The sequence below is a fragment of the Ruegeria sp. AE4 genome, from assembly GCF_056542185.1.
Genome location: NZ_JBQFZK010000006.1, coordinates 1 through 14,935 on the forward strand (window position 1 = coordinate 1; position 14,935 = coordinate 14,935).

General features: G+C 55.9%; 16 protein-coding genes and 1 pseudogene. 6 read left to right on the forward strand and 11 right to left on the reverse strand.

What is annotated here, in order from left to right; translation table 11 throughout:
* Positions 1-97 precede the first annotated feature (97 nt).
* Positions 98-943 carry an EamA family transporter gene (locus tag ACR0EK_RS10040; RefSeq protein WP_480483616.1) on the reverse strand — a complete coding sequence of 282 codons (846 nt, stop codon included), beginning with the start codon at positions 941-943 and terminating at the stop codon, positions 98-100.
* 129 nt (positions 944-1,072) lie between these two features.
* Here ACR0EK_RS10040 and ACR0EK_RS10045 point away from each other — a divergent pair, with 129 nt between their 5' ends.
* Positions 1,073-1,522 (forward strand): group II truncated hemoglobin, encoded by a 450-nt coding sequence (locus tag ACR0EK_RS10045; protein ID WP_480478526.1) that lies wholly within the window; start codon positions 1,073-1,075, stop codon positions 1,520-1,522.
* 69 nt (positions 1,523-1,591) lie between these two features.
* Here ACR0EK_RS10045 and glnT read toward each other — a convergent pair whose 3' ends face one another.
* The 6 genes from glnT to ACR0EK_RS10075 all read right to left on the reverse strand — a co-directional run bounded on the left by glnT (position 1,592) and on the right by ACR0EK_RS10075 (position 7,713).
* Positions 1,592-2,920 (reverse strand): type III glutamate--ammonia ligase, encoded by a 1,329-nt coding sequence (glnT, locus tag ACR0EK_RS10050; RefSeq protein WP_480487932.1) that lies wholly within the window; start codon positions 2,918-2,920, stop codon positions 1,592-1,594.
* A gap of 81 nt (positions 2,921-3,001) precedes the next feature.
* A complete protein-coding gene (locus ACR0EK_RS10055; protein ID WP_480478657.1) occupies positions 3,002-4,330 on the reverse strand; it encodes an FMN-binding glutamate synthase family protein in 1,329 nt (442 codons plus the stop codon).
* A 20-nt stretch (positions 4,331-4,350) separates the two neighbouring features.
* Positions 4,351-5,034, reverse strand: coding sequence for a protein GlxC (locus ACR0EK_RS10060; protein WP_480487933.1), 684 nt, complete (start codon positions 5,032-5,034; stop codon positions 4,351-4,353).
* Position 5,035: 1 nt separating this feature from the next.
* Positions 5,036-5,965 carry a class II glutamine amidotransferase gene (locus tag ACR0EK_RS10065; protein WP_480967787.1) on the reverse strand — a complete coding sequence of 310 codons (930 nt, stop codon included), beginning with the start codon at positions 5,963-5,965 and terminating at the stop codon, positions 5,036-5,038.
* Between the two features lie 147 nt (positions 5,966-6,112).
* Positions 6,113-6,328, reverse strand: coding sequence for a hypothetical protein (locus tag ACR0EK_RS10070; protein WP_480483612.1), 216 nt, complete (start codon positions 6,326-6,328; stop codon positions 6,113-6,115).
* An 11-nt stretch (positions 6,329-6,339) separates the two neighbouring features.
* The gene (locus ACR0EK_RS10075) at positions 6,340-7,713 is read right to left on the reverse strand and encodes an ammonium transporter (protein WP_480483611.1); all 1,374 of its coding nucleotides are present in this window, start codon (positions 7,711-7,713) and stop codon (positions 6,340-6,342) included.
* Positions 7,714-8,053: 340 nt separating this feature from the next.
* Between ACR0EK_RS10075 and ACR0EK_RS10080 the strand changes: the two genes are divergently transcribed.
* Genes ACR0EK_RS10080 through ACR0EK_RS10100 form a run of 5 tightly spaced genes read left to right on the forward strand, consistent with a single transcriptional unit; the run spans position 8,054 to position 12,417 of the window.
* Positions 8,054-9,199, forward strand: a complete 1,146-nt coding sequence (locus ACR0EK_RS10080) for an aminomethyl transferase family protein (RefSeq protein WP_480478538.1) — start codon at positions 8,054-8,056, stop codon at positions 9,197-9,199.
* Positions 9,200-9,254: 55 nt separating this feature from the next.
* Positions 9,255-9,851, forward strand: a complete 597-nt coding sequence (locus tag ACR0EK_RS10085) for a dimethylamine monooxygenase subunit DmmA family protein (protein WP_480487939.1) — start codon at positions 9,255-9,257, stop codon at positions 9,849-9,851.
* Positions 9,848-10,810: a PDR/VanB family oxidoreductase gene (locus ACR0EK_RS10090; RefSeq protein WP_480508325.1), complete on the forward strand. Its 963-nt coding sequence runs from the start codon at positions 9,848-9,850 to the stop codon at positions 10,808-10,810. The genes ACR0EK_RS10085 and ACR0EK_RS10090 overlap by 4 nt, the downstream gene beginning before the upstream one ends.
* 13 nt (positions 10,811-10,823) lie before the next feature.
* The gene (locus ACR0EK_RS10095) at positions 10,824-11,891 is read left to right on the forward strand and encodes a heme-dependent oxidative N-demethylase family protein (protein ID WP_480483607.1); all 1,068 of its coding nucleotides are present in this window, start codon (positions 10,824-10,826) and stop codon (positions 11,889-11,891) included.
* 28 nt (positions 11,892-11,919) lie between these two features.
* Positions 11,920-12,417, forward strand: coding sequence for a GNAT family N-acetyltransferase (locus tag ACR0EK_RS10100; RefSeq protein WP_480483606.1), 498 nt, complete (start codon positions 11,920-11,922; stop codon positions 12,415-12,417).
* On the opposite strand, the gene ACR0EK_RS10105 is transcribed toward ACR0EK_RS10100, so the two are convergent.
* The 4 genes and pseudogenes from ACR0EK_RS10105 to ACR0EK_RS10120 form a co-directional block, all read right to left on the reverse strand.
* The gene (locus ACR0EK_RS10105) at positions 12,395-13,024 is read right to left on the reverse strand and encodes a helix-turn-helix domain-containing protein (RefSeq protein WP_480483605.1); all 630 of its coding nucleotides are present in this window, start codon (positions 13,022-13,024) and stop codon (positions 12,395-12,397) included. The genes ACR0EK_RS10100 and ACR0EK_RS10105 overlap by 23 nt on opposite strands.
* Before the next feature lie 550 nt (positions 13,025-13,574).
* Positions 13,575-13,706 (reverse strand): annotated as a pseudogene (locus tag ACR0EK_RS10110) (IS481 family transposase); the annotation flags it as partial.
* 270 nt (positions 13,707-13,976) lie between these two features.
* Positions 13,977-14,576, reverse strand: coding sequence for a short chain dehydrogenase (locus ACR0EK_RS10115; protein ID WP_480967788.1), 600 nt, complete (start codon positions 14,574-14,576; stop codon positions 13,977-13,979).
* Positions 14,573-14,935 (reverse strand): MerR family transcriptional regulator, encoded by a 363-nt coding sequence (locus ACR0EK_RS10120; RefSeq protein ID WP_480912135.1) that lies wholly within the window; start codon positions 14,933-14,935, stop codon positions 14,573-14,575. The genes ACR0EK_RS10115 and ACR0EK_RS10120 overlap by 4 nt, the downstream gene beginning before the upstream one ends.

Consider the following 14,935-nt stretch of genomic DNA (forward strand, 5'->3'; position numbering starts at 1 on the left):
GCTGGCCAACACCCTCACCGCCTGCTGCCGCGCAAACAAACTCCCAGAACCAGAAGGCCTGACCGCCTGATAAACACGGGGGCCGGAGCGGGGCGTTTCAGAGTGCAAGGTACCCTATACCTGCAAATGCAACACAACATCCAAGCCACTGCTGAAGAGCCATTTTTTCCTTCAATATGGCCCAGGCCAGAACTACGGTTAACAACCCAAAAACGGATGCCGAGACCGAGGCAAATTGTGCATTGGGCAAACCACCCGCTGAGACCACGCAAAGGATGGCAACTGCATCCAGAACACCCATCACACATAACAGGGGCATCGCTTGGGGTCCGGGCCAGATTGCTTTTCCAGATGCCACAGCAACCATCCCCAGAGTCAGGATTGCCGCCAATCGGCTGACCAGCGAGACCGAGTACTCGTTGCTAAGCTCGGTTGCATATTGTCCTAGGGCAAAGGCCGCCGCGAAGCCGACGGCCGCAACCAGCGACAGCAGTATTGTTGGGCCTGTTGCCGGATACACCACCGCATCCCGTTCGGACTTGGCTGCGACCACGGAAACCCCGATGCCAATCGCAATGACGGCAAGCCAATGCAGCGGGCTGATAGTTGCACCCCGCCATATGGCCAGCAACACGGACAAGACCGGGTAACTCGCGACAAGTGGCGCAACCAACCGAACCGGGCCACGCTGAAAAGCGGCATACATGCTGATACCCGCCAACAGATAAAACCCGCCCGCGGCGACAGCGGTGAACACTGCGGCACCAGAAATCGAGTCAAATGTACCCAGCGTCACCGTCAGACCAAACTGAAGCACCGCGCCCGATATCAGCACGACCATCAGCGATGCGATCACGCTGACAGACTGGCTGACATAACGTACTGCCAGATCGTGTATCCCCCAGCAAAGTGCCGCGACCAGGCCAAGCGCCAGAGCAGTCATTTTGTCATCACCATCATCGGCTTCGTTTGAATCCGCTTGAGACCATGCATACGTCAAACTGTCACTGGTGTTAAACTTATTTTCCTGCTATGCAATAATATTGAAGCCAAAGGCAATAAGAGGCAGCACATGACGTCTGCATTAGAGCAACTTGGCGGTGAGAGCCGGCTGCGCAGTCTGGTTGAGCGTTTCTATGATCGGATGGAAACGGATCCGGCAGTTTATTCCTTGCACAGGCTACACTTTCGCGGCCATGGGCTGAACCATACCAGACAGGCCCAGTTCGAATTTCTCAGCGGTTTTCTGGGAGGGCGGGCCTATTACCGCGAACGATTTGGTCACATGGACCTGCGTGAAATTCATGCGCATGTCCCTATCCGCGAAGCTGATGCCGAGCTTTGGCTGGAGACGTTTGACGCCGCGCTGGCGGATTGCGGCATGTCCGGTCCGGTTGTCGACAGGATGCGCGTGACGTTGCGCAGGGCGGCGCTCATGCTGGTCAATGACGTACCTGACTGGCGGCTGGAGGCGGATGCGGGCGCAGATGCCCGTGACACACAGCGTGAAAAGAGCGACTAACTTCGCGTGGCCATCGCAGAAACAGGGCCGCCTATGGCGCGGCCCCGATATGCAATCCTGCAATCCGACTTAGATATCGAGCGTGTTGTCTTTTTCCCAGCGCGAGAAATGGGAAACAAAAGAGTTCCATTCCTGATGCTTCATTTTCAGGAAAGCTGACGAGAATTCGGCACCCATCATCGCCTTCAGCTCTTTGTCCTTGTCGTATTCGCGCAGCGCATCAAGCATGTTCAGGGGCAGTTTCGGTGCACCGCGTACCTTATGGCCTTCGGCATACATATCGATGTCCCAGCGCTTGCCGGGATCGGCCTTGGACCGGATACCTGACAGCCCGGCCGCGATGATGACGGCCTGTAGCAGGTAGGGGTTGGTTGCGCCATCGGGCAAGCGCAACTCGAAACGTCCGGGGCCGGGAACGCGCACCATGTGCGTGCGGTTGTTGCCGGTCCACGTCACCGTGTTTGGCGCCCAGGTTGCACCGGACATCGTCCGCGGCGCGTTGATGCGTTTGTAGCTGTTCACTGTGGGGTTGGTGATCGCCGCCAGTGCCGAGGCGTGCTTCATGATCCCGCCGAGGAAGTGCTTGCCGCGTTCTCCCAGACCAACCTCGCCGGTGGGGCCGTCACCCTCTCCTGCGAATACATTGGTTTTAGCGGCATCACCCGGCGCATCCCAGACCGAGATATGGGCGTGGCAGCCATTGCCGGTCAGCCCTTCGACCGGTTTCGGCATGAATGTTGCCCGTAGCCCGTGTTTTTCCGCGATCGATTTTGCCATGAACTTGAAGAAGGAATGCTTGTCTGCTGTGCGCAGGACATCATCGAATTCCCAGTTCATCTCGAACTGGCCGTTGGCATCCTCGTGGTCGTTCTGGTACGGGCCCCAGCCCAGTTCCAGCATGTAGTCGCAAATTTCGCGCACCACATCATAACGGCGCATCACGGCCTGTTGGTCATAGCAGGGCTTTTCGGCTGTATCGAACGGATCACTGATCTGTTCGCCATCCGGGGTCATCAAAAAGAACTCGGCCTCGATCCCGGTTTTGACATGCATGCCCTCGCTTGCCGCTTCGTCGATCAGGCGGCGCAGAACATTGCGCGGGGCTTGCGCGACGTCCTTGCCTTCCATCACACAGTTGCCCGCAACCCATGCCACCTCTGGTTTCCAGGGCAGTTGGATGACGGAAGTCGGGTCCGGAACCGCCAGCATGTCGGGATGCGCCGGTGTCATGTCGAGCCAGGTAGCGAAACCGGCAAAACCAGCGCCATCTTCCTGCATCTCGGCAATGGCCTGCGCTGGCACCAGTTTGGCCCGCTGTCCACCAAACAGATCGGTGAACGAGATCATGAAGTATTTGACGCCTTTTTCTTTTGCGAAAGCTGCGAGATCTATCGTCACGATTGCTTTCCTTTCCCTGTTGAATTTTCGGTTTTCAAAGCAAGAACGCGGCCCCCATTCAGGAGGCCGCGTCGCATATGTTCAGAACCCTTCCTTGCCCGGGTACCAACTGGTTCCCGCTAAGGGCACCCGCGCCATCGCGGCGGCCTCCATAGTCAGGGCACACAGGTCCTCCGGCTCGAGGTTGTGCAGGTGGTTGTGACCGCAGGCGCGCGCAATGGTCTGCGCCTCTAACGTCATGACCTTCAGGTAGTTGCGCAGCCTGCGACCCGCTTCGACGGGGTTCAAGCGCGCGGCAAGCTCTGGGTCCTGCGTTGTGATGCCAGCGGGGTCGCGCCCTTCGTGCCAGTCATCATAGGCCCCTGTGGTCGTGCCCAGTTTCTGATACTCGGATTCCCATTTGGGATCGTTGTCGCCAAGGGCCACCAGAGCGGCGGTGCCAATGGCGACCGCATCGGCCCCAAGCGCCAATGCTTTGGCCACATCTGCACCTGTTCGTATGCCACCCGAAATGACCAACTGAACTTCACGATGCACACCTAGATCCTGCAACGCCTGCACGGCGGGGCGGATACAGGCCAGTGTGGGCAAGCCAACATGTTCGATGAACACATCCTGCGTGGCGGCTGTGCCACCCTGCATCCCGTCCATGACCACGACATCAGCCCCGGCCTTTACCGCCAGTGCAGTATCATAATAGGGGCGCGTCGCGCCGACCTTGACATAGATCGGCACCTGCCAACCGGTGATTTCGCGCAGCTCAAGGATCTTGATCTCCAGATCGTCCGGCCCGGTCCAGTCCGGATGGCGACAGGCCGAACGCTGGTCGATGCCTTTGGGCAGGGTCCGCATTTCGGCCACACGGTCGCTGATCTTCTGACCCAGAAGCATCCCACCACCTCCGGGTTTAGCGCCTTGCCCGACCACGACTTCAATCGCATCCGCCTTGCGCAAATCATTCGGGTTCATGCCGTAGCGCGAGGGCAGATACTGGTAGACCAGCTTGGTCGAGTGGCCCCGTTCTTCCGGGGTCATGCCGCCATCACCGGTTGTGGTCGATGTGCCCGCAGCAGATGCGCCACGGCCCAAAGCCTCTTTGGCGGGACCAGACAACGCGCCGAAACTCATACCCGCGATGGTGATCGGAATGTCCAACTTGATCGGATTTTTCGCAAAACGTGTGCCTAGCGTTACCGAGGTATCGCAGCGTTCGCGATATCCTTCCAGCGGATAGCGCGAGATGGATGCGCCCAAAAACAGCAGATCGTCGAAATGAGGGACCCTGCGCTTGGCGCCACCTCCTCGAATATCATAGATGCCTGTCGCGGCTGCGCGTCGGATCTCGGCATTGATGGGGTTGGAGAACGTCGCCGACTGGATCGGCAGGGTGCGGGGGATCTGATCGTCCATATCTTTCATACCCTTCTTCCTCAGTATGCGGCGGCGTTGTCGATGTCGAAATTGTACAGCTGCCGTGCCGAGCCGTAGCGTTTGAACTCTTCCGGTTTGGCATCACAGCCCGCCCGGCCCAGCAGGTCTTTCAGTATCTCCAGATGTTCGGGACGCATTTCCTTCTCGATACAATCGGCACCAAGACTTTTGACCGAGCCACGCACGAACAGCCGCGCCTCGTAGAGTGAATCCCCCAGCGCATCGCCTGCGTTTCCGCAGACCACCAGGTTTCCGGCTTGCGCCATGAAGGCGGACATGTGGCCGATATTGCCGTGCACGACGATGTCGATGCCTTTCATCGAAATGCCGCAGCGCGAGCTTGCATTGCCCTTGATCACCAGCAATCCGCCATGGCCGGTCGCGCCGGCATATTGGCTGGCGTCACCATCGACGATGACCTGACCGGACATCATGTTCTCTGCAACACCCGGCCCGACGGACCCTTCTACCTTGATAGTTGCCTGCTGGTTCATCCCCGCGCAGTAATACCCAGTCGATCCCTTGACCGTCACTTCGATCGGCGCATCCAGCCCAACGGCAATCGCATGGCTGCCCTTGGGATTTACAATTTCCCAACGGGTCTGGTTGGTCTCGGAATTTTGTGCCTGCAAGCAAGAGTTCAATCCGCGCAGCCCGTCTGCCTCTAGATCATAGGTCTGCATATCAGGCGGCCTTTTCGTGGGTTGTGGGGCTGTCGTTGTGCGACCAGAAATAAACGGTGGACGGTTCAGGTTCCCAAACTCGTGCATCTTCGATGCCGGGCAGGTTCACTAGGGCGCGATACTCGCTGCCAAAAGCCACATACTGATCGGTTTCAGCCATCACGGCTGGTTTACACGCGATCGGATCACGCACGACGCCAAAGCCGTCCTTGGTTCCCACGACAAAAGTGAAGAAACCGTCCAGATCATCGATGCTGGATTCCAGAGCCTCGCCCAAGGTGGCACCATTCATCATCTTCCAGGTCAGGTAGGCTGCGCCAACTTCGGTGTCGTTCTCTGTCTGGATCGTTACACCCGCGCGGCGCAGTTTGCGGCGCAACGAGTTATGGTTGGACAGCGACCCGTTATGGACCAGACATTGGTCGGACCCTGTATTGAACGGGTGGGCACCCATTGTGGTCACCGCAGATTCCGTCGCCATGCGGGTGTGTCCGATGCCATGCGTGCCGCTCATTCCGCTGAGGTTAAAACGCTCGGCAACATCCTTCGGCAGGCCGACTTCCTTGTAGATTTCAAGGCTGTCACCACGGCTCATCACCCGGACCGACGGGCGGATCTCAGCCAGCGCGGCGCGTGCAGCTTCGAACTGACCGGCAGGAATTTCCAAAACGGCATGTGTGTCGTTGTTTCTTTGACCAACAGACGTACCCAGGCTTTTGCCCAACTCGTCCGCAAGGTCGACAAAATCGGTTTCGGGGTTGGGGGACTGAACCGTAATCTTGGTTATACCCGCCGATTCTGCGCCATAAATCGCAATACCGGCACTGTCGGGGCCACGATCTGTCATCGTGATCAGCATGTCTGTCAGCATATTGCCCAGTTGAGGAGCAAGGGACTGATCTTTGAGGAATAATCCAACAATTCCGCACATGGCTGGCAGATCTCCTTGTGTGTTTCGTTATGATTCGACGGTACCAATTATTCTGCAGGATATCAATAACGGTAGGAAAGTTTTTTTCCTGTCAGGCAATGGACGCATCCATTGATCTTGCGCCCATTGCCGGTTCTCAAAACCGGATCAATAACGATCCAGCTGTGCTTTTACTCTGTCTTCGTCTCCTGCGTGGCGGGCTTTTTCAAGATGCTCGCCCTCGCGGACAAATTGGATACGGTGCCAGCCGATCCAGAAGACGACGCCAATGATGACCATCAGAATTTCGTACCCCTGGAAGGGATAGACCGGGCCGACTTCTGCAAGATCAACGGCCCAACTTGTATATCCGATTGTAGACATAACGTTCTCCTCTATTTCGCGGCTGCGCCGCGGGCGGCCAGCTCTTCTTTGTCAGCCGCGATAATCGCTGCTTTGGCATCTTCGTAGGCATGGTGTTCGGCGTAATCGAGGCCCTGAAGCTCAACCTCTTCCGGTATGCGAAGAACACCGGCAGCCGCTTGCAACTTGGCCACGATCCAACCAGGCATGAAACCCAGAACAAAGAACATGATGACTGCACCGGTGACCTGTCCGACCGGATTGATCGTCGCATATCCTTCGTAAGGCGAAGACGGGACACCCCACAGGACAAACCCAGCAATGATGAGGCCAATAACACCTGAGTACCCGTGCACTGCAACCGCCCCGACAGCATCATCCAGCTTGAACCGGCGTTCGACCCAGTAGTGCAGCTTGTACACAATCACGACACCGATCGCGCCGATGATCATCGCCTGGATCGGGTGGTACAGGTCATTCCCTGCGGATGCTGTGATAACACCGGCCAGCCCGCCCGAGAACGTCCAGAAGGCATCGCCTTTTGAAACCACATACGCCGCCATCAACCCACCAGACAGAGACATCAGGAAATTGAAGGTAATCGCCGAGAGAGTCGTCGGAGCCAGATAGATGTTTGTTGCCGTCCAGGTCACGCCAGTGATCTGCCCGTCAATCGCCTCGGGAGAGATCACCGGAACGTTGCAGGCAGCGTAGAAACCCCAGAAGCCGGTGTAGATCAGGAAAATCCCGATCGTCAGCATCCACGGATTGTGAGGTGGAATATCCCGAGGCGTTCCGTCCTTAGCAAACTTGCCAAGGCGCGGACCCAGAACCATGATCACACCAAGCGCATACCCCCCCGCGATCGCGTGAATAACGCCGGATGCATAGGCATCATGATACCCCAGAACACGCACCATCCAGCCGGCATAGTGCCAACCCCATGCGGCATCGATGATCCAGAAGACCGACCCGATCAGCACCGCATGTACCCAAAGGGCCGAAGATCTGATCCGCTCGATCACCGAGCCGGAAACGATCGAGGCCGCGGTCCACGAAAACAGCAAGAATGCGGCCCAGAAGACCCCTGTGATTCTGTCGCCAAGGTTGGTGGCCATTGTGTCGGCCCAAGGCAGATTCGCGGCACCCGCTTCTGCATCCAGACCGCCCCAGAACGGAAAGTTCGGAAAGGCCCAATAGATCCACCATCCAAAGAAGAAGAACGTGACCGTCACCAGCGGGATGATCATGATGTTTTTCATCAATGTGTGCATGTGGTTACGCGCTCGGCTGGCGCCGACCTCGTACATACAAAAGCCCACATGGATGAGGAACATGAAGACGACCGTTACCCAGTAATAAAACTCGGTAAAGACCGTCGTGAGTGCGTTTAGATTACCATCCACTTCGTAGTCTCCCTGTTGTTGCAGCAGGAGGTCCGCCCGCGCAGAATTTCCTGCTGGGAATATTTATCTACTCAGAGGACATTTTCATTTGCGACCTGTCAATAGATATGTGGGGCAAACACCTTTTAGGCCTGTCCGTAACCTAAGCTTTGGCACACCAAAAACGGACCTAAACATCTGACAAACAACTAACAAATTCCCTTCTCAGGAATGCTTTCAGGGTGCAAAAATTGCAGGCAAATATTCCCAGCAGGAAAATTTTCTGCACTCAGGTGTTGATTTTCAATCCAACATCGGCCTCAATGTGGCCAACAAAAACGATCAACGGGAGACCTGAACCATGGCCATTCTTTGGAGGACGTCGGCCCTTGCGCAGCGCCATGCCGAGATCGGCGGCGAGCTTGAGGACTGGAACGGAATGGGGACCGCTTGGTTCTATGACCACAGCCCTGAACGTGCCAAAGCGGACTACGAAGCCATCCGCACCAAAGCTGGTCTTATGGATGTATCCGGCCTGAAAAAGGTTCATGTGGTTGGCGAGGATGCCGCCTATGTTATTGATCGCGTCACCACGCGGAATGTGGAAAAAATCATGCCTGGCCGATCGACCTATGCCTCGATCCTGAATGCCGAAGGCAAGTTTGTTGATGACTGCATCATCTATCGTCTGTCGGTGAACACGTGGTTGGTGGTGCATGGCACCGGAACAGGCATGGAGCAGCTGACATCCGTGGCGGCAGGCAAGAACTGCTCGGTCATTTTTGACGACGACATGCATGATATGTCGCTGCAAGGGCCAGTCGCCGTTGATTTCCTGGCAAAGCATATCCCCGGCATTCGTGACCTGGCTTATTTCGGCATCATGCAGACCAAGCTTTATGGGTGCCCGGTGATGGTTTCGCGGACCGGGTATACCGGTGAGCGTGGGTACGAGATTTTCTGTCAGGCCAAACATGCTGTGCATCTGTGGGACAGCATTCTGGCTGACGGCAAGGACATGGGCATCGTACCAGTCCAGTTCTCGACACTCGATCTGCTGCGCACCGAAAGTTACCTGCTGTTCTATCCGGGCGATAATTCGGAAACCTATCCGTTCGATGGTGAGACATGTGGCGATACGCTGTGGGAACTGGGTCTGGATTTCACTGTCTCGCCCGGCAAGACCGGCTTTATCGGCGCCGAGAACCATTATGCCTCGAAAGGCAAGGAACGGTTCAAGATCTATGGCGTCAAGTTGGAAGGCACGACACCGGCGAATGAGGGCGCGGACCTGCTGCAGAATGGTGAAAAGGTCGGTGTTGTCACCTTTGGCATGTATTCCGAAATCAACGGGCATAATGTGGGTATCGCGCGGATGCCGGTTGCCTGCGCATCGCCCGGAACCAAGCTGACGGTGCGCAACGGAGATGGAACGGAAATAGCGGCGACTGCGGAAGAGATGCCGTTCTACGATCAGGATAAATCGATCAGAACCGCAAAGGGCTGAGTTTCAGGGGGCGCAACGGGCATACCGTGGCGCCCTTTTCCTATTTGAGGGTACAATGTCAAAGTTCGAATTTCCCAAGTCAATCACAAGCCGACCGATCTGGGGCACGCTGGAAGCTCGCAAGGGTGACCATCATCTCATGATCGCCGAAGCCGAAGGCGCAGAAGCCGTTCTCGACATCGCGACGCCTGATCTGATGGCCAAAACGCATCTGATCTACATCCCTAAAGGGACGGACTACTCGGAAAGGTTGCAGGCGCTGAACCCCGCCCAATTCTACGAAGGTCCATCCTATGCGGCCGCGCTGCAACGCATCCGCCGCGTACTGGAGGACGCGCATATGGGACTGCAGGTCTATCTGAGCGGTACTGAGGGCATGATGGGACAGGCCATGAACGAGGTGACAGCAGTCGGCCTGCCACACACGGCAATACAGACCGAGCATCGCGGTTCGGTTGCACGCCGGATGCAATGTGTGCACTGCAAAGGCATCACCGAAGATGTCGAGGTTGATCCATTTGTCTGCTCGCATTGCGGGCTGAATCTGTTCGTGCGCGATCACTACTCCCGCCGGCTTGCCGCCTATCAGGGTGTCCGCGTCGACGCCGAAGATCATGGCAACGTGCCCGAGCCGAAAGGGATTTACGAATGAGCGGTGCCGAGAAAATTCAGGTCAAAGTGACCGAAATCACCCCGCTGAATGAACTGGTGACGCGGTTCCGGTTCGAACGCATCGACGGCGGTCAGTTGCCAACATTTTCGGGCGGAGCGCATACCGTTGTCGAAATGAAGGATGGCGGCATCACACGGCTTAATCCTTATTCCCTGATGTCCGACCCGTTTGATCAGTCATCCTATACGATCTCGGTCCGGCGTGATGATGAAGGCAGGGGCGGTTCGTTGTTCATGCACCGTCAGGTCAAGCTGGGTGATGAAATGACCATCAGCTACCCGGTCAACTTGTTCTCGCTTGACTTGCGCGCCCGCAAACACCTGTTTCTGGCCGGTGGCATTGGCATCACGCCATTTCTGGCGCAGATCAAGCAACTCGAACTGCTGCACGGGCACTGGGAACTGCATTACGCGTGCCGCAACACGGCATTGGCGTCTTATGCCGAGCAACTGACAGACAGGCATCCGAATGAAACCCATCTGTATTACGACGACCAAAACCAGCAGATTGATCTGAAAAACCTGCTGAGCGGGCAACCCTTGGGAACGCATGTTTATGTCTGCGGTCCCAAGGGCATGATTGATTGGGTGCGCAACACCGCCGCTGCCGAAGGCTGGCCCGAGGATTGCGTCCATTACGAAGAGTTTCTGGCACCGCGACCCGGCAAACCGTTCGAAGTGCGGTTGGCCACATCGGACAAGGTTATTCATGTGGGCGAGAATGAAAGCCTGCTGGAGGCGATCGAACGTGAAGGGGTGGATGCACCGTATCTGTGCCGCGGCGGGGCCTGTGGCCAATGCGAAACAGTTGTGCTGGATCATGATGGCAATTTCGTTCACCGCGACCACTGGCTGACCGATGAGGAAAAGGCAGCGGGCAAGAAAATCATGCCCTGTGTATCGCGTTTCGAGGGCAAGTCCCTCGTGCTGGACCGCTGAGAGGAGGCCCAACATGACCATTCAATTCAACGACGAGTCCTTCCGCGACGATTATACGTTTCATAACTCGGACTGGGCGATAAATCGCTTTCCGTTTCCGTTCCACGAAGACAGCTACATGTATTCGGTCAACATGGAACAGCATCGCGGCGGGCCCGAAGGGTCAGTCTATGAAAAGCGGTTCGATGTGGACGAACATTACGTTTCGGAAATGAAAGACCGCGCCATCGTTCTGGATCAGGACCCGCTGCGTTGCCAGTCTTTGCCACACATGACATTGGCGGGTTGGGACATTCTGGAACTGATTATGGTTTGCAAGTCCGAGGATTACCCGGATCTGTTTGAACTGCACCGCAACGGCAACCAGTGGCGCTGGATCAACAAACCATTGGGGATTGATCACAGCTTTACCTTCATGGATGAAACCACCCTGCCCTGCGGGCCGATGGAATATATCACCCGTCAGGCCCAGGGTGACTATGCGGTGCTTGATCAACGTGACGACATGCTGTGGATGGATGCCGGAATGGTGACCACCCAGGCCGACTGGAGCCTGGATTTCGACATTGGCATGAACTTTTTCGAATGGCACGCCCCGGTACCACTGGCCCACGAGATGGGTATCTTTCAGCGTGCGCTGAAATTCTTGCTGAGTATTCAGCAGGGCGCACCCGCACGCCGCCTGAACTGGACCATGACGGTCAACCCGCTTTTGGATACCAGCCCGGAGAACTACCATAAATGGGGTATTCAGAAAACCACACTGACACCGGAGAATATTGGCCAAAAACAACATCTTCGGGTCGAGTTGCAGACATTCTTCCGACTACCGCGTTCAAACGCGCTGTTATTCCCAATCCGCTGTTATCTGTGTAGTTTTCAGGATCTGATGACTGTACCGAAATGGGGTCGTCGCCTGCATCGTGTTGTTCGTGATCTGCCAGTGGAACTGGCAACCTACAAAGGGTTCATCGACAACCGGCCGCTGATGCTGGACTATCTCAGCCAGTTCGACGACGGGTTGCCCACCTCGCCCGGGATCTGGCCGGATCTGGAAACGGAACCCCCCTTGTCAAAGTAAACCGGCAATGTCAGGTGTCTTGGCTGTTATGACTGATCCAGACAGAACACCGTGGCTCATCCCGAGCGATGACTTCGCTCTGTATGACGCTCTGGCGCTGCTGCGCGAGTCCTTTCGGTACATGGATGCTCGGATCGACCCTCCGTCGTCCATCCATCGTCTGAACGTGGACGGAATGCTTGCGCATTGTCAAAGTGGCGGAGAAATCTGGGCCATCGGCCGACCGCTTTTCGCCTGCATGTTTCTAACGCCCAAGCCCGACAGCTTGTACCTTGGAAAGCTGGCAGTGAAGGACGGATTGCGAGGACAGGGTATTTGCCGGTCCTTGGTGGATCATGCTGCAATCCGCGCAGCGCAGCTTGGCCTGCCCGCGCTGGAACTGCAAACGCGCGTGGAGCTCACTGAAAACCATCGCATATTTTCCAGGCTTGGGTTCACGATTGTCAGCACGGGCAGCCATGAGGGGTATGACAGACCCACAGATTTCCTGCTGCGCAAGCCGATCAGTTTGTCTGCGGATAGCTGATCACTGAAAGATAGCGTGCCGGCAGATTGACCAACCGTTCCGGGCCGTGGGGTGCGTCGGCGTCAAAGAACAGGGTATCGCCGGGCTTCAGGGGATAAATCTGGTCCCCGTGGCGATAGTCTACCTCGCCTTCAAGCATGTAAATCGTCTCAATTCCGCCATGTTGGAACGTTGGGAACACATCGGATTCAGCAGTCAGTGTGATCAGGTAAGGTTCCACGATTACACCTGATCCATTGGCGCCGATATGCCCAAGCAGGTTGTACTGATGGTTGGCGCGAGTTCCCTCGCGCTCCAGTTCGACCCCTTCACCAGCTTTCGTATGAACCGCCTCGCGGCGTTCTTCAAACTGACGGAAAAAGCTAGTCAGAGGAACCGAGAGCGCATCCGCCAGCAATTGCAGGGTTGTCAGAGAAGGTGACGTGTTGCCGTTTTCGATCTTCGACAACATGCCGATTGACAACCCAGTTAGCTGAGCCAGGTCTGCAACCGTGATGTTCTGCTGTTTACGAAACGCTCGAACCTCGCGACCAATGGCGACTTCGAGAACTTTTTCCCTGTCACCCGAACGAACCGAATGCGGGTCCTGACTCAGATTTATCGCCATGTCTTTGTCTTTTTTTTTCAATTTCACTCTTTCAACGTCTTGCTACACTTGTCCAAACCGGTTCTGCAACCAGGCGCGGTGCAATAGCCCATCCAATTCGGACCACAATAGCACCAAGCTTTCCTGATAGTAAAATAATCATGCTGACAGAGAATATGAGCACACTGTTCAATCGCAGGAACCGTTCCGCTGCACGCAGGTGTTTTGCCAAAACGCTGGACTGCCAGGTTTCACTGCATCAATCTGAAATCTCGGCTAAATCGACCCAGCGATTTACTTGGGTCGATTTCAGTACTGCGCCACAGAATCGCATTTCGTAGCGACCGTCTTCAAATGTCGCCAGTTGCGTAAAGTGCGACATGCTGCCTGTCGTCAGGGAATTTGGGACAGTTGGCCGCCTGAACTAAGAGAGGATCAGGCTCACCTGGTTGTTTTGATTATGCGGCGGATTCGAGGTGGAGCAAGCGCCGGGTTTCGATTGTCTTTTGTTTGGTCCTTCCTCGTTGTCTTAGTATGGTCTGCCCGCGTCCGAAGTAGACATCGGCCGGGGTTAGGTGTTCAGTTTCGGCATCTGGTGGATTGGATTTAGGATGGATCGATCTGGTTTTGATGTCCAGATTTTGCAGATGTATTCATATGGTGCGAGACCGCTGAGCGTCTTCAGTCTGAGGGCAAAGTTGTAGGGGTCAATTGCGGAAGAGTGTGGAATCCAACGCTAAGAAAACAATGACGCCATTGCGGGACGGGGCGAAATGACACTCTGAGCGATTTCGTGTTGCGCGCGCTCACAGCACCTGTATGCCGCAGGGACGGAAATTTCGGCGCCGCGGTGCAGCGCGGAGACCGGCCATTCATCGACTGCGCAGCAATTTTCGGACACCCAATTTACGAGTCGCGGACGAGAGTCCTATTTCGCTGCGGTTGCACCAACGTCCGGTCGCACGACGGGTTTCTAGTCAACGATCACCACCTGCCCTGTGAGAGCACTCTCGACACATTTCGCATATGCCAATCCAACATGATGGGATGAAACCGGTTTGTGGCCGTGAAACCATGCGCCGTAACGTGGCGCGGACACGTCCAACATGCCCGGACTGACAACATTGACTCTCAACCCGCGCGGCATCTCGATTGCAGCGCTCTTTACGAAGCCTGCCAATGCTCCGTTAGCGGTTGCCGCATTTGAACCCATTCTGATCGGATCGCGATCAAGAACACCGCTTGTCAGAGTGAAGGAACCTGCATCCGAAATGACGTCCAGCCCAGCCAGGACAAGGTTCACTTGCGCCATAACCTTTTGCTGAAGACCCACCATGAAGGTCACTTGGGTCATCTGCGGCAACGGGGCAAAGGTCGCGTCGCCTGCACAGGACACCACAGCATCGAAATTGCCGAGGCTTTCATACAGTGATTTCACCGCGTTTAAGTCACTTGAATCGACCCGATGGTCCCCACTTGAACGTCCCACTGTGACGATTTCATGCCTTTGCCGAAGCTCCTTGCAGGCAGCTTGTCCAATATCACCACCTGCTCCGACTACGATAATTCTCATGCCTGATCCTTCAATATCTCATCATAGCGTTTCAGTTTTCGATTTAGGATCACGCGGCATCGGTCCAGATCGGCCTGTCGATCTTCCAGGCGGCGGCTATGTGCCAAAAGGGCAGCTTTGCGCTCAGAGACTTTGCCGTCGCCGGATGCGTAAAGCTCCGCAAAAGCCCGCATTTCTGCCAAAGGCATACCTGTCGAACGAAGGGACGCCAGTAACTCTAACCAGTCGGCATCTGTCTTCGAGAATTTGCGCTTGCCATCCGTGCCGCGTTGGACGAATGGACACAACCCCGATTTCTCATAGAAACGAATTGTTGAAACGCTGAGTCCGGTGCGTTCTGCAACTTCTGAAATCATCAT